General features: G+C 58.5%; 15 protein-coding genes. 5 read left to right on the top strand and 10 right to left on the bottom strand.

Features of this window, described 5'->3' with window-relative positions; all coding sequences use genetic code 11:
• Window positions 1-10 precede the first annotated feature (10 nt).
• From ABL922_RS11870 to ABL922_RS11845, 6 genes are all read right to left on the bottom strand, one after another.
• Window positions 11-424, bottom strand: coding sequence for a DUF934 domain-containing protein (locus ABL922_RS11870; protein ID WP_349024420.1), 414 nt, complete (start codon window positions 422-424; stop codon window positions 11-13).
• Window positions 417-2,045 carry a nitrite/sulfite reductase gene (locus ABL922_RS11865; protein ID WP_349024419.1) on the bottom strand — a complete coding sequence of 543 codons (1,629 nt, stop codon included), beginning with the start codon at window positions 2,043-2,045 and terminating at the stop codon, window positions 417-419. The genes ABL922_RS11870 and ABL922_RS11865 overlap by 8 nt, the downstream gene beginning before the upstream one ends.
• Window position 2,046: 1 nt before the next feature.
• The gene (locus ABL922_RS11860) at window positions 2,047-2,343 is read right to left on the bottom strand and encodes a DUF2849 domain-containing protein (protein WP_349024418.1); all 297 of its coding nucleotides are present in this window, start codon (window positions 2,341-2,343) and stop codon (window positions 2,047-2,049) included.
• Window positions 2,340-3,107, bottom strand: a complete 768-nt coding sequence (cobA, locus tag ABL922_RS11855) for a uroporphyrinogen-III C-methyltransferase (RefSeq protein ID WP_349024417.1) — start codon at window positions 3,105-3,107, stop codon at window positions 2,340-2,342. The genes ABL922_RS11860 and cobA overlap by 4 nt, the downstream gene beginning before the upstream one ends.
• 175 nt (window positions 3,108-3,282) lie before the next feature.
• A complete protein-coding gene (gene clpA / locus ABL922_RS11850; RefSeq protein WP_349024416.1) occupies window positions 3,283-5,610 on the bottom strand; it encodes an ATP-dependent Clp protease ATP-binding subunit ClpA in 2,328 nt (775 codons plus the stop codon).
• A gap of 155 nt (window positions 5,611-5,765) precedes the next feature.
• A complete protein-coding gene (locus tag ABL922_RS11845) occupies window positions 5,766-5,966 on the bottom strand; it encodes a DUF1192 domain-containing protein (protein WP_349024415.1) in 201 nt (66 codons plus the stop codon).
• Between the two features lie 69 nt (window positions 5,967-6,035).
• Here ABL922_RS11845 and ABL922_RS11840 point away from each other — a divergent pair, with 69 nt between their 5' ends.
• The gene (locus tag ABL922_RS11840) at window positions 6,036-7,037 is read left to right on the top strand and encodes an NAD(P)H-quinone oxidoreductase (protein ID WP_349024421.1); all 1,002 of its coding nucleotides are present in this window, start codon (window positions 6,036-6,038) and stop codon (window positions 7,035-7,037) included.
• Window positions 7,038-7,095: 58 nt separating this feature from the next.
• Here ABL922_RS11840 and ABL922_RS11835 read toward each other — a convergent pair whose 3' ends face one another.
• Window positions 7,096-10,044 (bottom strand): TonB-dependent receptor, encoded by a 2,949-nt coding sequence (locus tag ABL922_RS11835; RefSeq protein WP_349024414.1) that lies wholly within the window; start codon window positions 10,042-10,044, stop codon window positions 7,096-7,098.
• A gap of 260 nt (window positions 10,045-10,304) precedes the next feature.
• Between ABL922_RS11835 and ABL922_RS11830 the strand changes: the two genes are divergently transcribed.
• From ABL922_RS11830 to ABL922_RS11815, 4 genes are all read left to right on the top strand, one after another.
• On the top strand, window positions 10,305-11,012 hold the full coding sequence (locus ABL922_RS11830; protein ID WP_349024413.1) for a DUF1013 domain-containing protein: 708 nt from the start codon (window positions 10,305-10,307) through the stop codon (window positions 11,010-11,012).
• Window positions 11,013-11,075: 63 nt separating this feature from the next.
• A complete protein-coding gene (locus ABL922_RS11825) occupies window positions 11,076-12,185 on the top strand; it encodes an MBL fold metallo-hydrolase (RefSeq protein ID WP_349024412.1) in 1,110 nt (369 codons plus the stop codon).
• A 9-nt stretch (window positions 12,186-12,194) separates the two neighbouring features.
• Complete coding sequence (locus tag ABL922_RS11820; RefSeq protein ID WP_349024411.1) at window positions 12,195-13,877, top strand: long-chain fatty acid--CoA ligase; 1,683 nt, start codon at window positions 12,195-12,197, stop codon at window positions 13,875-13,877.
• Between the two features lie 21 nt (window positions 13,878-13,898).
• On the top strand, window positions 13,899-15,554 hold the full coding sequence (locus ABL922_RS11815) for an alkaline phosphatase family protein (RefSeq protein ID WP_349024410.1): 1,656 nt from the start codon (window positions 13,899-13,901) through the stop codon (window positions 15,552-15,554).
• 38 nt (window positions 15,555-15,592) lie between these two features.
• Here ABL922_RS11815 and ppdK read toward each other — a convergent pair whose 3' ends face one another.
• From ppdK to ABL922_RS11800, 3 genes are all read right to left on the bottom strand, one after another.
• On the bottom strand, window positions 15,593-18,244 hold the full coding sequence (gene ppdK / locus ABL922_RS11810) for a pyruvate, phosphate dikinase (protein ID WP_349024409.1): 2,652 nt from the start codon (window positions 18,242-18,244) through the stop codon (window positions 15,593-15,595).
• Window positions 18,245-18,325: 81 nt separating this feature from the next.
• Window positions 18,326-18,868, bottom strand: coding sequence for a cytochrome b/b6 domain-containing protein (locus tag ABL922_RS11805; RefSeq protein WP_349024408.1), 543 nt, complete (start codon window positions 18,866-18,868; stop codon window positions 18,326-18,328).
• A 94-nt stretch (window positions 18,869-18,962) separates the two neighbouring features.
• Window positions 18,963-19,227 (bottom strand): DALR anticodon-binding domain-containing protein (locus tag ABL922_RS11800; RefSeq protein WP_349024407.1); only part of this gene is annotated, 265 nt, incomplete at its 5' end.

Raw genomic sequence — 19,227 nt, 5'->3', positions numbered from 1 at the left:
TTTGCCCCGATCAGCCATGACGGAGTTTCCACACAGGCACGGTAGCATCGGCAGCACCCTGATAGACATGGTCATAGCGCGACAAGGCAGCTTCAACATCGGCCTGGTTCAGCGGCGCTTCGGGTGAGAAGCTGTCAAATCCGCAACGCTTCATGAAGGCGATCTGGTCGACCAGAACATCGCCTTGCGCACGCAGTTCCCCCGTATAGCCAGCCTCGCGCAGGATCCGTGCAGAGCTGTAGCCGCGGCCATCGCGGAATTTTGGGAAGGCAATCTCGATCAGCGCCAGCCGATCCAGATGTGGGATCAGCGCTCGGGCATCATCGTCGGGCTCCAGCCGCACGGCTGTGGCGTTGGACTGATCGAGAAAGGCGTCGAGCGTGACGGCGGGCTCTTCACCCTCAGCATGCAGATGCTCAACCATAAATCGCCTCCTTGAACGGTTCCATGCCCACGCGGCGATAGGTATCGACGAAGCGTTCGCCGGGCTCGCGCAGTTCCTTATATTTGTCGGTCGCGCGTTCAACCGCATCGACAATGCCGTCCTCGTCGAAGCCGGGGCCGGTAATCTTGCCGATGCTGACATCTTCAGCGCCCGAGCCACCGAGGGTAAGCTGGTAATTTTCGACGCCTTTGCGGTCCACACCAAGGATGCCGATATGGCCCGCATGGTGATGCCCGCAGGCGTTGATGCAGCCCGAAATCTTGAGCTTCAACTCGCCGAGGTCGCGCTGGCGTGCCGGATCGGCGAAGCGAGTTGCAATCTTCTGCGCGATTGGAATCGAACGGGCATTGGCGAGGCTACAATAATCTAGGCCCGGGCAAGCGATTATATCGCTAATCAGATCCAGATTGGCATTGGCTAGCTCGGCGTCGTTCAGAGTCTTCCACACCGCATACAAATCGCGCTTGGCAACATGCGGCAGAACAATGTTCTGCGCATGGGTGACGCGCAGTTCGTCAAAGCTGTATTTCTCGGCAAGGTCGGCCATCACGTCGATTTGCGCAGAGGACGCGTCGCCCGGAATACCGCCAATCGGTTTCAGGCTGATATTGACGATGGCATAGCCCGCCTGTTTGTGCGGCTTCACATTCTGGTCGAGCCAGACGGCGAAGTCCGGGTCGCTGCGGTCGATGTCGTCGCCGACAGATTCAAACGCAGGCGGCGCAAAATAGGCGCTGATCCGTTCCAGTTCGGCGAGCGGTGGATCGATGCCCAATGTTTTCACATGGGCGAATTCTTCTTCAACCTGACGGCGGTACTCGTCCGCACCGATTTCGTGGACCAGAATCTTGATCCGCGCCTTGTAGATGTTATCGCGGCGACCATAGCGGTTATAGACGCGCAGGCAGGCCTCGATATAGCTGAGCAGATCGTCGGCCTTGACGAACGGGTTGATCTCGGGCGCAATCATCGGGGTGCGGCCCATACCGCCACCAACAAACACGCGGGCGCCGAGTACACCGTCCTGCTTGACCAGTTCCAGTCCGATATCGTGCAGCCGCATCGCGGCGCGGTCTTCGGGCGATGCGATCACCGCGATTTTGAACTTGCGCGGTAGATAGCTGAATTCGGGGTGGAATGTGCTCCACTGGCGGAGCAGCTCGGCCCATGGGCGCGGGTCGGCGACTTCGTCGGCTGCCGCGCCTGCATATTGGTCAGAGCTGATATTGCGGATGCAATTGCCGCTCGTCTGGATCGCGTGCATCTCGACCGTCGCCAGTTCAGCCAGCAGGTCGGCGCATTCTTCCAGCTTGATCCAGTTATATTGGATGTTCTGGCGGGTGGTGAAATGGCCGTAATCGCGGTCATATTTGCGTGCGATGTGCGCCAGCATCCGCATCTGGCGGCTGTCGAGCGTGCCATAGGGGATGGCAACGCGCAGCATATAGGCGTGCAGTTGCAGATAGAGGCCGTTCATCAGCCGCAGCGGCTTGAACTGGTCTTCGGTGATTTCACCGGCCAAGCGGCGCTTCACCTGATCGCGAAATTCCTCAACGCGTGCGTCGACGATCGCTTGGTCATAATTGTCATATTTATACATGTCAGATCACCCAGTCGCCGGCAGAAGGGTCGGCAGGTTTCAAGGTAAGGTCAGGGCGCACCGTTGGGCCAAGGGCACGTACACGATCCTTGATGTGCGCAGGGCGCGGGCCTTCCGGTGAGGCAACGGCTTCGATGATGTAAGGCGCATTCACACGGCGTGCGCCTTCTTCGGCATGCAATATCGCATCGCCGCTTTCGCCCACATCGGCGGCATTTTCTACATGGATCGACCAGCCATTGCCGGTCCACCAGGTCACCGCGCCTGAGGCGAGATCATTTCCGGTCAACAATTTCACGCAAGATACTCCGCTTCACGGGCGAGTGCTGCCAGCCGGTCTTCGGCATTGGACATCAGCACCACATCGCCCACTATGATGATGGCAGGGGAACGCACGGCTTCGCGCGCGACCATATCGCCCAAGTCGGTCAGGATCGTGCGGAGCGCGCGGCCGTCTTTGCGACCCACACGCTCCAGCACGGCGACGGGCGTGTCGGGGGAAAGCCCGTCGGCAATCAATTTCTCGGAAATGTCGTCGGCGGTCGCGACGCCCATATAGATAACTAGGGTGCGGCCCTTGCCTGCAAGCCCCGCCCAATTCTGGTCGGTCAGCCCCTTGCACTGGCCCGCAACGAAGGTGACCGCGCTTGAGGCATCACGGTGGGTGAGGGGAAGCAATGCTTCGGCTCCGCCAGCGACGGCGGCTGATATGCCGGGGATGACTTCAACCGGAACATTTGCCTCGCGGCAGGCATCGACCTCTTCACCGCCGCGTCCGAAGATGAACGGATCGCCGCCTTTTAGGCGCACAACGGCGTAACCTGCCAATGCTTCACGCACGAGAATGGCATTAATGCCCTCTTGCGGCACAGAATGGCGACTGCGCTGTTTCGCGACCGAAATGAAGCGGGCCTTGGGATTCGCAATCGCAAGGATGGCGTCATCGACCAGCCCGTCATGCACGACCACGTCGGCGCCCGCGATTAGGCGCGCAGCTTTGACCGTCAACAAATCGGGATCGCCCGGGCCTGCTCCGACCAGATAGACTGTGCCTTTTTCCATGCCGCCAAAATGCGCCTTGGGCAGGCAAAGGCCAAATCAGGATATATTGGCGGGGGGATAGGGCGGCTTTAGCGGTCATCGTCGCCCCGGCGCAGGCCGGGGCCGCTGCAAATTTACACAGCGACCGTTGGTCAATAGTCTTGCGGCCCCTGCCTGCGCAGGGGCGACGCAATACTCAATCGGTCTTGACCTTTTTCTTCGACTTCTTCGGTTTACCGACCTTCGGTGGCGCAGGCGTCACTTCAAAGGTCGGCTGGCCGTCCTTGATGCGCACTGCAACTTCACCGCCATTGACCAGCTTGCCAAACAGCAGCTCGTCGGCGAGTGGCTGCTTGATCTTTTCCTGGATCACGCGGCCCATCGGGCGGGCACCGTATAGCTTGTCGTAGCCGCGCTCGGTCAACCAGGCGCGCGCCTCGTCGTCGAGCTTGATATGGACATTCTGGTCTGCAAGCTGGAGTTCGAGCTGCAAAATGAATTTGTCGACCACCATCGCGACAACCTCTGGCGGCAAATAGCTAAAGGGTACCGTGGCATCGAGGCGGTTGCGGAATTCAGGGGCGAACATCGCCTTCACGGCTTCCTCGCCTGCATCTTCCTTGCTGATATTGGTGCCGAAACCGATGCCTTCCTTGGCCATATCGCTGGCGCCGGCATTGGTCGTCATGATCAATATGACATTGCGGAAATCGACCGTTTTGCCGTGATGATCGGTCAGGCGGCCATTGTCCATCACCTGCAGCAGGATGTTGAACAGGTCCGGATGCGCCTTTTCGATTTCGTCGAGCAGCAGCACGCAATGCGGGTTCTGGTCGACCGCATCGGTCAGCAGACCGCCCTGATCGAAACCGACATAGCCCGGGGGGGCGCCGATCAAGCGGCTAACGCTGTGGCGCTCCATATATTCGGACATGTCGAAGCGCTTGAGCGGTATGCCCATGATGCTCGCCAGTTGCCGCGCAACCTCGGTCTTGCCGACGCCGGTGGGGCCCGAAAACAGATAATTGCCGATTGGCTTGTCCGGATCGCGCAGGCCCGCACGGCTCAGCTTGATTGCCGATGCCAGCACCTCGATCGCCTTGTCCTGTCCGAAGACAACACGTTTCAGGTCAGCCTCAAGGCTACCCAGCGCGGTGCGGTCGTCGGTCGAAACATTCTTCGGCGGGATGCGCGCAATAGTCGCGATCACCGCTTCGATTTCCTTGGGCGTGATCAGCTTGCGGCGTTTTGACGGCGGTACGAGCATCTGCATCGCTCCAACCTCGTCGATTACGTCGATCGCCTTGTCGGGCAGCTTGCGGTCGTTGATGTACCGCGCCGACAGTTCAACGGCGGCCTTGAGCGCATCGGGGGTGTATTTGACCTTGTGATGGTCTTCGAACGCGCTGCGCAGGCCTGCCAAAATCTTGATTGTGTCGTCGATGGTCGGTTCGTTGACGTCGATCTTCTGGAACCGGCGCAACAGCGCGCGGTCTTTTTCGAAATGGTTGCGGAATTCCTTGTAAGTCGTTGAACCGATGCAACGAATGGTTCCGCCCGACAAAGCGGGTTTGAGCAGGTTCGAGGCATCCATGGCCCCGCCGCTGGTCGCACCAGCGCCGATTACAGTGTGGATTTCGTCGATGAACAGGATCGCATCGGGCAGCTTTTCCAGCTCCGAAACAACCGCCTTCAGTCGCTCTTCAAAGTCGCCGCGATAGCGGGTGCCTGCGAGCAGAGCACCCATGTCGAGCGAATAGATAACCGCAGGCAGCAACACTTCGGGCACCTGCTTTTCAACGATGCGGCGGGCGAGGCCTTCAGCAATCGCGGTTTTGCCGACGCCGGGTTCGCCGACATAAAGCGGGTTGTTCTTTGACCGGCGGCACAGAATCTGAACCGTGCGGTCGACTTCTTCGCTGCGCCCTATCAGCGGATCAATACGCCCCTGCTTAGCTTTTTCGTTGAGGTTGACGGTGAACTGGTCGAGCGCGCCTTCCTTGGTCTTCTTGTCCTTGGCCTCGGCGTTGGGTTCTTCCTTACGCTCTTCCGCGCCTTCGACCGGGCGCTGTTCGATCAGCTTGCCATCCTTGCCGATGCCGTGGCTGATATAGCTGACCGCATCGAGGCGGCTCATATCCTGCTGTTGCAGGAAATAGACCGCATAGCTTTCGCGTTCGGAAAACAGCGCCACCAGCACATTGGCACCTGTCACGACATCCTTGCCCGAGCTTTGCACATGCAGGATCGCGCGTTGCACCACGCGCTGAAACCCGCTGGTAGGGGAGGGGTCGACATTGCCGCCGACCTTCAGGCTTTCGAGTTCATTATCGAGATATTGGATCACGGTATCGCTGAGTTCGCCGAGATCGACGCCGCAGGCCTGCATCACCTTCGACGCATCCGGGTCTTCGATCAGCGCGAGCAGCAAATGCTCCAGCGTTGCATATTCATGCGCGCGCTCCGCTGCGTTTTTCAACGCATTGTGGAGGGTGGCTTCAAGCGATTCGGCAAAACTGGGCATTCAGATACACTCCGTGGCAGAGCCCCGACCGCCGGTTGCCCCGCTTCATCAATGTCGCCCTTTTAACGGCGCATTTCAACCGCGCTTGCGGTGGTTTTCGAATTTTCCCGAAAATGGTTGCCGAAATGTTGCGGATAAACGCTTAACAGGCCGGGTCAGCCCTTTTTGAAAAGCGCATCCGCCGCACTCATATGGCTGGAGGCGGCGTCGATTTTGGTTTCGCAGCGGGCGATTTCGGCCTTGAGTGCCAATATCCGCTCCTTGAGCTCGTCGATCGACAGTGGGTCCAGATCCTGCCGGAGCAGTTGCGACAGCGGGTCGGTGCCGCGAAGCGGTAAATTGTCGTCCATATCCATGGCGCAACTGTTGACTGGACCTTCGCCGCTGTCAATATGCCGCCGATTTCCAGCGACCGGCAAGGGGGAATGGCCGTGGCTCTGCCTGAAGTAATGACTGCAATCGAAATCTCGACACCGGGCGGACCCGAAGTGCTGTTGCCCTGCCACCGGCCGGTTCCCGTTCCGGGTGAGGGTGAAGTGCTGGTCAAGGTTGCCGCTGCTGGCGTGAACCGCCCCGATGTGGTGCAACGCATGGGGCTCTATCCGGCACCACCGGGGGCGAGTGACCTGCCAGGTCTTGAGATTTCGGGCACTGTGGTGGCAATCGGATCAGGTGTTGAGAGCGAGCATCTAGGGCAGAAAGTGTGCGCGCTGGTCGCGGGTGGCGGTTATGCGGAATATAGCATCGCCCGCGCTGATGTTTGCTGGCCTGTGCCGCCAAGCCTGCCGATGGAAGAAGCGGCGGCTATCCCCGAAACGCTGATGACGGTTTGGCACAATGTTTTCGAACGCGGCTATGCGAGAGATGGTGAGACGATATTGGTGCATGGTGGCACCAGCGGGATTGGCACGATGGCGATCAAGCTGGGGAAGCTTTTCGGGCTGGAAGTCATCGTCACCTGCGGTTCGGCTGAAAAGTGCGCAGCGGCGCTGGCCATCGGCGCGGATCATGCGATCGACTATAAGGCGAGCGATTTCGTCGAGGAAGTCGGCAAGATTACCGGCGGCAAGGGCGTGCATCTGGTGCTCGATATGGTCGCCGGAAGCTATGTTCCGCGCAACCTCAAATGTTTGCGCGAAGATGGGCGGCATGTGACCATCGCGGTGCAAGGCGGGCTGGTGGCCGAAATCAACATGGCGCAGGTGATGAGCCGCCGGTTGACGCTGACCGGATCAACGCTGCGTCCGCGGTCCAATGAATTCAAGGGGCTGCTGGCGCAGGAGATTTACGAAAATGTTTGGCCCGATGTCGTCGAAGGGCGGTTGCGCCCCGAAATGGCGCGGTCCTTTCCGCTGGTGGAAGCCGCCGCAGCCCACCGCCTGATGGAAAGCGGCAATTTTGTCGGCAAGATTATCTTGCTCGCGTAACCCAACAAAAAACCCCGGAGTTTCCTCCGGGGTTTGATGTTTGCGCTACCGGCTCAGGTCAGAACCGGAAACCTACCGCAACGCCGTAGGTGCGCGGATCCAGCGTGTAGATATTTGTGAACAGGCCCGATGACGGGTCTGTAATATACTTGCCTGTGATCGCCTGCGAGTTGAACAAGTTCGATACAAATGCCCGCGCATAAAACTTGTCTTCTGGTCCAGAGACAGTCAGCTGTGTGCTGACAATTTCATATGACTTAATACGATCGCGGACTGTATTAAAATTGCTGCCCCATGCATTACCCGTGAAGTACAGGTCTGCACGCGGCGTAATGGTCCAGCCACTGTTGGTTTTAATGTCATACTGAGCGCCAACAGAGAATTTAAAGTTTGGCGAGTTGGCTAGTTCATTACCTTTCAGGTTGCGTTCCACACCGCCAGGCAGGAAGAAGCCACCGCCCGCGCCCGCGTCAAACAGGTAGGTACCTGCGGGAGTATTGGCGCGAATGAAGCTGCCCAATGCGCCGCAAAGTGAGAAGGCACCAAAGGAGTTTGTTCCGGGTACCTGGACTGCAGGCCTGATCAGGCCGCCTCCGGCAACAGCATTGAACCCGTTTACAAGCGCCAGCGTGTTGGCAATGGGAACACTTCCAGCGACAGCGGGAGCAACGACGCAGTTAGCAGCGCTTTGCAGATCCTTGATGATCACCACATCGCTACGTCCATTGGAAGGATTTCGCGTGTCTACTGTATTAAAGTCGGCGATTTCGGTTTTGAGATAGGAAAGGCTGGCATTGACCGTGAATTCCCTTACCGGTCTAACGATTGCTTCCAGTTCGACCCCGTAGATCGTTGCGTTCGTATTGTCATTGAACGATGTGCGGTTGATGATCCGGCTGACTTGAAAGCCATTATATTTGTAATAGAAACCGGTTGCATTGAGCTGCAGATGACCGCCAATGAAGCTGTTTTTGGTCCCGATTTCGAAAGCATCGATAAGCTCTCCGTCGAATGTCAACGGAATGGGCGGGAACAAGTTTGGATCGTAAGGCGGATTAAATCCACCGGGCTTATAACCCCGCGTGTAACTTGCATAAACCAGTGTGTCGTCCGTGAAGGAGACATCAGGTTTCCAGTCAACAACAACGCGTCCCGTTATTTCGTCGAACGTGCCAGATTGTATGGCAAATTCCTGTTGTCCTGGTTTCGAACTGTCTCCGTCGAAGTTTGCCAGTATCGAATTAACGTCGGTCGTTCCATAAGGGACGAGTACGTTTAGGAACGGCTGGCGAGCCCGAATGTATTTTTTGTCATTCGAGTATCTCAGGCCACCCGTCACCTTCAAATTGTCAGCCAAGTCAAAATAGACCTCACCGAACAGACCGTAGGTTTTCAAATGGGCTTTGTCCGTATCGCTGTGAAAGAATGGCGGTGCCATAGCGTAATCTAGCGATGGAAGGCCGGCACCCAGCGCTGTGACGACACCGAGGAACGTTGACATGTAGTCGAAGCCAGAGGCCATGACCGCATAATCAATATTTCGCCCTGTGCTCTCAAGATACAGACCGCCCAACAGGAAGTTGAAGGGACCATCAAAATCAGATGCCAGACGTCCTTCAATCGACCATTGTTTGTTCTTACCCCCGGAATAATCGAACTCGGTCGTATTATCTGCGCACGATTGCACTCGTCCGCCGATCGAGCCTGCATGCAACGGGTCAAACGTTGAAGCGCAAAGCTGGTTTCCTCGGAATGCACCTGACCTCAATATTGCTTGCGCAATGGGGTTTCCGCCAGCACCGGCGGCCCGCAATGCAACTAGGCCAGGATTATTGGCGAGGCTGCGCGTCGTTGTCAGGTTATAGTCAAGGCTGGATGAATATTCGTTCTCAGAATAGCCACCGGTCAATGTGGCCGTCAGGTCTCCGAAGCTCTGCTCCAGTTCTGCACTGATCGTCAACTGGTCGGATTTCCAGAAGGGCTCGAAGTCAACTGCGACTCGCCGAACATTGGTCGGGTTGATCGCCGTATCGTAGGAGTGTCCATCGTCTCCGTAAACACTTCCCAGTCCGAAAGCCGCCAAGGGACCAAATCCTGCGATCGTCAGGAACTCACGGCTTCCCAATGTCCCGACAGCCGTAGAGTCGCCATTGATGACCTGAAAGGCTTCCTGGTCGGGGCGACAACCGAGAATGGCAGTGACATCCGTAGCGCAAAGCTGTTTCTGACCACGTGAGCGGTTGCTGTCTTCCTTAAAATACTGGGCCGTTACGGTGAATTTCGTTGAATCGCTGGGTTCCAGCTTGAAGGAACCGCGAACGGAATAATAATCTCGGCCGTCAATGTCATTTCCGGTGTTGAAATTCTTCGTATACCCGTCGCGTTTCAGGTACATGCCAGCCAGCCTGACACCGGCGATATCGCCGATCGGCACATTGACCATGCCCTTGGCCTGTATCGTGTTATATTTTCCGTAGGAGGCTTCGCCAGCGGCCGCAAATGCGTTCAGATCCGGCTTGGCGGTGATGATGTTGAAAACGCCCGCTGTCGCGTTGCGTCCAAATAGAGTCCCTTGAGGGCCGCGTAATACTTCGAGGCGTTCCAGATCATAAAATTCGGAATCGAAGATGCGACTGCCGATCAACGGCATATCGTTGAAGTGGATGGCGACACCTGCGTCTCCAGACGCTGCAACCACCGGCGAACCGATGCCGCGAATGGTGATGTTGGTGCCCGAGAAGTTGCCGTATGTGATCGACGTGCTCGGCAGTGCAAGTTGCAATTCTTGCGGATTGTCGATCTGCTGTCGCTCCAGCGCTTCGGTTGTAAATGCCGATACGGCAATTGGAACGTCTTGCAGGCTTTGTGCCTGTCGCTGTGCCGTGACAACGATTTCGTCCCCGAAGCCGGTGCCTTCATCATCGGCCTGTGGTGCATCTTGTGCAAAAGCTGGCATTGCCATCGAAACGGCAAGCGCAGTCGCACTGATAAGATGTAGCTTACGCATGGTCCTCTCCCTCCATTAATTGCTACGAGATAGTGATGTAATGAAATCTAATTACGTCTTCGAAGGTCTCCTCAAACCTTTGGCGAAGTGCAGTGTTAAGTGCGCAATTAACGCAGTCAAGCCTTTCCTGCATAGGAATGCAGAGTTTTCCGACGAGTGTCGCACGAATGTCGCTTGCCGTAAGGGCGGCTTTGGCCTAAGCGACGCCCATATTCAGGCCGCTCCGGTAAGGGGCGGCCCTATTTATTGGAGAATCAGACATGGCCCAGAACGGACTCGTTCCCCTGATGCCGCACGCGACTGCCGCATGGTTGGTCGACAACACCGCATTGAGCTTTCCGCAGATCGCTGAATTTTGCGGCCTGCACATATTAGAAGTGCAGGCGATGGCTGACGACATGACTGGCACCAAATATACCGGTCGCGATCCTGTTCGTGCAGGTGAACTCTCGATGGAAGAGATCGAGAAGGGCCAGGCCGATAGCGACTATGCCCTGCAGATCAGCAAAGGTCCTGAACAGGTGCGCCGCACAAAGGGGCCGCGCTATACGCCGGTATCAAAGCGTCAGGACAAGCCCGATGGCATCGCCTGGCTGCTGCGCAACCATCCCGAAATTTCGGACGGTGCGATTTGCAAGATCATCGGTACCACGCGCAACACGATCCAGGCGATCCGTGAGCGCAGCCATTGGAACATCAGCGAAATCCAGCCCAAGGATCCGGTGACACTCGGCCTGTGTTCGCAACGCGAGCTGGACGCCATCGTCGCCCGCGCGGCGAAAAAGGCAGGCCTAGAAGATAAAGCCGCCGACGACAGCCGCTTTGCAGGCGACAAGGAAGCCTTGCTGACGCAGTTGCGCAACGAGCGCGATGAAGCCAAGCGGGCGGCTGAAGAAGCGCTGCACGGCGAAGAAGAAGCCCCGGCTGAACTGACAGCAGAGACGTTGTTCAAGAAAACGGGCGAGTAATCTCCGCGACCTTCCCTAACGTCACCATTGCGCTGTGGTGACGCATAAGGCAGGCAGGTGGGGATGACCACTGAACCACTGCCCGCTTATGACATGTCGCTTGCCGATCATGGCTTCGAACCCATCGAGATCAAGGGACTGACCTATCCGCTGGGCGAACATGTGCCCGGCTATGGCGAAATCTATCCGCTCGCCTCCGACATGGGCTGGACGCGGATGCCGGTGCCCGGCAACCTCAACCACATCAACATCTGGCTGCTTGATGATCGCGACGAGCAGGGTGACGGTTTTGCCATTGCCGATACCGGCCTATTCATGCCGGTGGTGATAGAGGAATGGAAAAAGCTGCTCGAAGGCACGCTGGGCGACCGGCGGATGACGCGCATTTTCGTGACGCATTTCCACCCCGACCATGTCGGTTGTGCGGGCTGGCTTGCCAATCGCTGCAAGGTGCAGCTTTGGATGAACCGCACCGAATGGTTGATGGCACGGATGCTCACCGCTGACCAGCGCGACGAGCCGCCCAAAGAGATACTCGATCGCCGTCGGTTCCAGGGATATAATGACGCCCAGGTGGAGGATATGCGCCAGCGCGGATTTGGCGGCTTTGCCCGCGCCGTATCGCAATTGCCAACAGGCCACCGTCGCCTCGAAGATGGCCAGCATGTCCGCATAGGTGGGCGCGTGTGGGAAGCGATGACCGGCGGGGGCCACACGCCCGAACATACCTGTCTGATCGACCACCACAATGGTGTGATTATTGCGGGCGACCAGATATTGCCGCGCATCACCAGCAATGTGTCGATCATGGATAGCGAGCCCGATGCCGATCCGCTGGGCGAATGGCTCGATTCGATTGCCAAATTCCGTCGCAAACTGCCGGGCGACATGCTGGTGCTGCCCGCGCATGGCTCGCCCTTCCGCGGCGTGCATGTCCGCCTCGACAAGCTGGCGGAGGGACATCATGACCGGCTCGACAAGCTGGAGATCGCACTGCGAGACAAACCAATGCGTGCGGTCGATACCTTTGCCTTGCTATTCGATCGGCCAATCGATGAGACGGTCTTCGGCCTCGCTACCGGTGAATCGCATGCGCATCTGGTGCATCTGGTCGCGACCGGCCGCGCAAAGGTGGAGACAATCGACGGGGTTGGCTGGTATAGCGCCGCGTAGAGGAGAGTTATGAACGCGACGCCCTGGGCCAAATATTATCTGCACCCATCGAAATGGGATCAGAGCTTTCCACCATTGTCGGTGCACGACATGTTTTTGCGGTCTGCCGAGCGGATGGGGGCGGCGTCGCTCGCCGATTTCATGGGGCGCAAATATAGTTATGCCGACATGGAAATCGGCGTGCGCAGATTCGCCAAGGGGCTGCAACTGCGCGGCATTGGCAAAGGCGATCATATCGGCCTCTTCCTGCCCAATGTGCCGCATTATATTGTTGCTTATTATGGGGCGATGCTCGCCGGTGCGACCGTGGTCAATTTCTCGCCGCTCTATACTGTCGACGAACTGGCGCATCAGGTGGCCGACAGCGGAACAAGCATGCTGGTGACGGTTTCTGCGGCAGCACTGTTGCCGACTGCATTGAAGGTGCTCGACAAATCCGATCTCGGCCAGCTGATCGTCGGCAGCGTGGCAGAGGCGTTGCCGAAGCTCAAAGGCTGGGCCTATCGCCTCTTTAAAAAGGCGGACATCGCGCCGATCCCCAACGATAGCCGGATCACTCGCTTTCAGGATTTCATCAGCAATGACGGCGTGGTGCAGCCCGTGCCCTGCGACCCTGAAAAGGATGTCGCGCAGTTGCAATATACCGGCGGCACGACGGGTACTCCAAAGGGTGCCATGCTGACACACCAGAATATCAGCGCCAATGCGCGGCAGATTAATTGCATTGACCCGCACAGCCACGCCAACCTGCCCGATGCCCCCGCCGATGATCGCATCCTCGGCGTGCTGCCCTTTTTCCACGTTTTCGCCAACGCAACCGTGCTCAACCGCACGATCGACAATGGCGGCGAGATTGTGATGCTGCCTCGTTTCGAAGCGACGGCGGCGTTGAAGGCTGTGAACCGAACCAAGGTTACCTCGATGCCCGGCGTTCCGACCATGTATCAGGCGCTGCTCGACAATGCCGAATTGCCGAAGACCGATTTCAGCTCGCTGCGCGCCTGCATCTCCGGCGGCGCACCGCTGGCTGCGGAATTAAAAGCGCGGTTTGAGGGCGTTGCGCACGCAGCGGTGATCGAAGGCTATGGCCTAACCGAAAGTTCGGGTGTGATTTCGTGCAACCCATATGAAGGCACAAACAAGGTTGGCAGTATTGGTCAGCCTATACCGGGTACGCAGGTGCGCTTGGCCGACAAGGAAGACCCAAGCAAGCCAGCACCTGCGGGCGAACCCGGAGAATTGCTGGCCAAGGGTCCGCAGATCATGGCCGGATATTGGAACAAGCCGGTGGCGACTGCGGAAGTGTTCGTCGACGGCTGGTTACGCACGGGCGATGTCGCGACGATCGACGAGGATGGCTTTATTTTCATCGTCGACCGGCTGAAAGACATGATCGCGGTCGGCGGTTTCAAAGTATTCCCCAGCCAGGTTGAAGATATTCTCTACAAGCACCCAGCCGTCAAAGAGGCGCTGGTGATCGGCGTTCCGGACAGTTATCTGGGCGAGCGGCCCAAGGCCTATGTCACACTGAACGACGGGGCGGCGGCGTCCAGCGAGGAACTGACTGACTGGGTCAACCCTCAGCTGGGTAAGCATGAACGGGTGCTGGGCGTCGTGGTGCGCGATGCGTTGCCGAAGACAATGATTGGCAAGCTCGACCGCAAGGCGTTGCGCGCTGAAGAAGGCGTTTGAAATCTAATCGGGATGGGAAATATGAACAGGTTCACTGCACTTTTGCTGGGCGCAACCGCGCTGGTTTCAACCTCGGCATTTGCTCAAGATGGCGCGCCAAAAGTACCCGCGCCCAAGCTGATCGTCGCGATATCGGTCGACCAGTTTTCGACCGACCTGTTCAACGAATATCGCAAGGATTTCACGGGCGGGCTCAAACGGCTGGCTGGCGGAATCGCCTTCCCTAATGGCTATCAAAGCCATGCCGCGACTGAAACCTGCCCCGGCCATTCGACCATCCTGACCGGCAGCCGCCCCGCGCGCACCGGCATCATCGCGAACAGCTGGTTCGATCCGTCGACTGGCCGGACGGGCAAGGACGGCAAGACCGATTACGGTGTCTATTGCTCTGAAGACACTTCGGTCGAAGGCAGCAACAGCTCCAACTACACCGTTTCGCCCAATCTGTTGAAAATGCCCACGATGGGGGACCGGATGCGGGCAATCAATCCGGCGTCGCAGGTCGTTGCCGTATCGGGCAAGGATCGGGGTGCCGTGATGATGGGCGGCCACAATACCACCCTCACCATGTGGTGGGATGGCAAGGCTTTTCGCAGTTACTCGGCCAGCGAAGCGGCTGTGCCCAAGGGGGCAGCTCTGGTGAACAGTCGCGCCAAGGCCGCGATCGACAAGCCCGCCAAGGTCAAACTGCCCGCTATGTGTGCCAGCCATTCGCGTGCGGTGGACATTGGTGGAGACGCGACTGTAGGGACATTGCAACAGCGTAAGGCCGGAGATGCCCGCGCTTTCCGCGCTTCGGGCGATTTTGACGCGCTGACGATGGACCTTGCATTGGCAGCCTTTGGTGAAAAGAAACTGGGCAAGGGGCCTGCAACCGATGTGCTGGCGGTGAGCCTGTCGGCGACCGACTATGTCGGCCACACATTTGGCACTTCGGGCGCAGAAACCTGCACCCAGATTGCCGCGCTGGATGCGACATTGGGCCGCATGTTCACTGTGCTCGACAAGAGCAAGGTGCCCTATGTGGTTGTACTGACCGCCGATCATGGCGGGCATGATCTGCCCGAACGCAATGCCATTCAGGGGCTGCCCGCATCCGAACGCGCGGACATCAGGCTGATGCCGCAGGGCGTGGGCCCGGTGCTCGCCAAAGCGTTCGACTTGCCCGAACCCGCGATCATGGGCGATGCGCCCTTTGGCGACATGTATCTCTCGACCAAAATCCCTGCGGGCAAACGCTCCGCCGTGCTCGATGCGGCGCTCAAGCATTATCGCACTCATCCGCAGGTGGAAGCCGTTATCACCAAGGATGAAATCGCTGCCACCCTATCACCCTCTGGTCCACCGGAGGATTGGAGCCTGATCCAGCGTGTGCGCGCCAATTTTGATCCGTCACGCTCAGGCGATTTCTACGTCGCGCTCAAGCGCTATGTGACGCCGATCCCGAACACCAGCTTCGGCTATGTCGCAACGCATGGTTCGCCCTGGGGTTATGACCGCCGCGTGCCGATCCTGTTCTGGTGGAAAGGCGTCGCGCCTTATGAACAGCCCAATGGCATCGAAACCGCCGACATCATGCCGACACTGGCGAGCATGATCGGGCTGGATGTGCCCAAGGACGAAATTGACGGCCGCTGCGTCGATCTGATCGCCGGGGCAGGGAGCAATTGCAAATAAGACGAGGCGAGCCAATTCGGCTCGCTCCGCAAGCAACTTCAGCCGTTCCGCAAAGCCGCCTGCGCTGCTGCCAACCGTGCAATCGGCACGCGGTAAGGGGAGGCGCTGACATAATCTAGGCCGGTCTTTTCGCAGAATTCGATCGAAGCCGGATCGCCGCCATGTTCTCCGCAGATGCCGAGTTTGATGTCGGGCCGGGTCTTGCGACCCTTGGTTGTGGCGATTTCGATCAGCTGGCCGACGCCTTCGACGTCCAGAGAAACAAAGGGATCTGACCTATATATTCCCTTGTCGACATAGTGGATGAGGAAGCGGGCGGCGTCGTCGCGGCTGACGCCCAAAGTGGTTTGCGTTAAGTCATTGGTTCCGAAAGAGAAAAATGCGCCAACCTCGGCAATCTCATCGGCCATCAGCGCGGCGCGGGGCAGTTCGATCATCGTGCCGACCAGATAGTCGATCCGCTTGCCCTGTTCGGCAAAGACATTTTCCGCTGCCTTATCAACAACTTCCTTCATCAGCTCCAGCTCGCGGCGGGTGCCGACTAGCGGGATCATGATTTCGGGAACCGGGGCGACCGCCAATGAACACGCCGCCTCAAAGATAGCCCGCGCCTGCATCTCATAAATTTCAGGGTATGTGACCCCCAGACGGCAACCGCGATGGCCGAGCATCGGGTTGAATTCGTGCAACTCGTTCGCACGCTGCTTCAATGTTTCGATGCCCACGCCGGCGGCCTCGGCGACCTCGGCAAATTCCTCTTCGCGATGCGGCAGGAATTCGTGCAGCGGCGGGTCGAGCAGGCGGATGGTGACGGGAAGCCCCGCCATCACTTCAAAGATCGCAGCGAAATCCTTGCGCTGTTCGGGCAGCAACCGCTCGAGCGCAACCCGCCTGCCCTTTTCATCGTCGGCAAGGATCATCTGGCGCACCGCCGTGATCCGGGCCGCGTCAAAAAACATATGTTCGGTACGGCACAACCCGATACCTTCGGCGCCAAAATCGCGCGCGGTTTGCGCGTCCAAAGGCGTTTCGGCATTGGCGCGCACCTTCATCCGGCGCGCGGCATCGGCCCACACCATCAGCGTGCCGAAATCGCCCACCAGTTCGGGCTGCAGCGTGGGGACGGCACCAGCCATCACTTCGCCGGTCGAGCCGTCAATGGTGATAATATCGCCCTCTTTCAGCTCGCGCCCCGAAACACGCAGCACCTTGGCGGCGTTATCGATGGCGAGGCTACCCGCGCCTGAAACGCAAGGGCGGCCCATGCCGCGTGCGACCACGGCGGCGTGTGACGTCATGCCGCCACGGGCAGTGAGGATACCGCGCGCCGCGTGCATGCCGTGAATGTCTTCGGGGCTGGTTTCAACGCGGACTAGGATCACGCTTTCGCCCATATCGTTGCGGCGTTCGGCCGTATCGGCATCGAACACAATCTGGCCCGAAGCAGCACCCGGCGAGGCAGGCAGCCCCTTGGTCAGCACATCGCGCGGTGCATCGGGATCAAGCGTCGGGTGGAGCAGCTGGTCAAGCGCCATCGGATCGACGCGCAGCACCGCCTCTTCCTTGGTGATCAACCCTTCGGCCGCCATGTCGACCGCAATTTTGAGCGCGGCCTTGGCGGTGCGCTTGCCCGAACGGGTCTGCAGCATCCACAGCTTGTCGCGCTCGACGGTGAACTCGATATCCTGCATGTCGCGATAATGGGTTTCGAGCGTGCGGAACACATCCGCCAGCTCAGCATAAGCCTCTGGCATCGCCTCTTCCATCGACAGCGGCTTGGCACCCGCCGTCTCACGCGCCGCCTTGGTCAGATATTGCGGGGTGCGGATACCGGCGACGACATCCTCACCCTGCGCGTTGATCAGATATTCGCCATAATAGGCATTCTCGCCGGTCGCGGGGTCGCGGGTGAAGGCGACGCCCGTCGCGCTGGTATCGCCCATATTGCCGAACACCATCGCCTGCACATTGACCGCGGTTCCCCAGTCGCCGGGGATGCCGTTTAGGCGGCGATAGACCTTGGCGCGATCCGATTCCCAGCTGGAAAACACCGCGCCAACCGCGCCCCATAATTGCTCGTTCACATCCTGCGGGAATGGCTTGCCCCATTCGGCCTCGACCAGCTGCTTATATTCGGCGACCAGCGCGATCAGGTCATCAGCCTGTAATTCGGTATCGAGGAAATAGCCCCGATCTTCTTTGGCGATTTCCAGGGCATCCTCGAAGGCGTGGTGATTCAGGCCCAGCACGACATCGGCATACATCTGGATGAAGCGGCGATAGCTGTCCCAAGCAAAGCGTGCGTCGCCCGATGAAGCGGAGAGGCCTTCGACGGTTTTGTCGTTAAGCCCCAGATTCAGAACGGTATCCATCATGCCGGGCATAGACACCCGCGCGCCCGAACGCACCGAAACGAGCAGCGGATTGGTCGGATCGCCAAAGCTCTTGCCGGTGACACCCTCAATATGCGCGATGCCTTGTGCAACCTGATCGGTCAGGCCGTCGGGGAAGGCCTCTCCATTGGCATAGTAAGCCGTGCAGACCTCGGTCGTGATCGTAAAGCCGGGGGGCACAGGCAGGCCAATCGCTGCCATACCATCAAGGTTCGCGCCCTTGCCGCCGAGCAAATTCTTGTTGCCCGCACCTTTATCATCAACGTTGCCGCCAAAGCGGTACACATATTGGGTCATCGCGCAGCCGGTTCCTTTTAGGCCATCTGAGATGCGCGCCGTTGTGCAGTGCAACACGTTAGAGTCAAGCTTAGAACGGAATTATTTGGCGGATTTGTTCGCAAACAGCATGAAGCGCGCCAAGGGGCGCTTGAATGCCAGCAAATATAAAACATGCATGACGACAAAAGCTATCGCCAGATTGGCGAGCAGTTCATGCGCCTCTTCATAGGCTTCGCCCGATTCATCCTCACCGCCTTCGCTTTCATGTTCCTCACTTTCATCTTCGCCCGAAAAGGAAAATGAGCTGAGCGATGTCGGCTGAAACGCGCGGCCATTGTCCATCATGATGCCGGTGCCAGTCGCACCGATGACCGAAATCGCGATGCCCGCAAGCAAGACCCGGCTGATCGCGGGGTGGGTGGCGATGCCCTTCAGGTGCATATCCTTGAACGATGGATAGAAACGCTCCAGCCCGAGTTGCGGCACACCGCTCAATGCCCAGATCAGCCGGAAGGTGATCAGGGCCGCGACGCCATAGCCAAGCCAGGCGTGGATCAGGCCCATCTCGGCGGAAAAATAGGCGGCAAGAACGGTGAGCGCGAGGAAGGCGTGAAAGATGCGGATGCGATGCATGACGGCCATGGTGGGGGTTTCCTTTGGAGAGGTAACCCACCAGAAGCGCATTCGGGTACGACCACAATGATTTAGGTCAACCGCGGCAGATTACAGGCCGGGCCTATCCTTCGATTTTGGAGAAATCCGCAACCCGGTGGACCGCGTCGCGGAACCGAGCCAGCAACCCCAACCTGAACGCCCGTTTTGCCGGGTCTGGATCATTCACCATCACGCCATCGAAGAAAGCATCGATCGGTGCGCGGAGCGAGGCGAGCGCCGCCATCGCGTCTTCGAACTTTTCCGCTTCGATAGCGGCGGCAGCCTTGGGCTCGGCGCTGTCGAGGGCGGTTAGCAACTGCAGCTCCTCCCCAGCGACTTGCGATGGG

The organism is Sphingorhabdus sp. (genome assembly GCF_040079335.1).
In the GTDB taxonomy this organism is placed as follows: domain Bacteria; phylum Pseudomonadota; class Alphaproteobacteria; order Sphingomonadales; family Sphingomonadaceae; genus Sphingorhabdus_B.
Note: the sequence above shows the minus strand (reverse complement) of the source record. Positions and strands in the feature narration are given on the sequence as shown.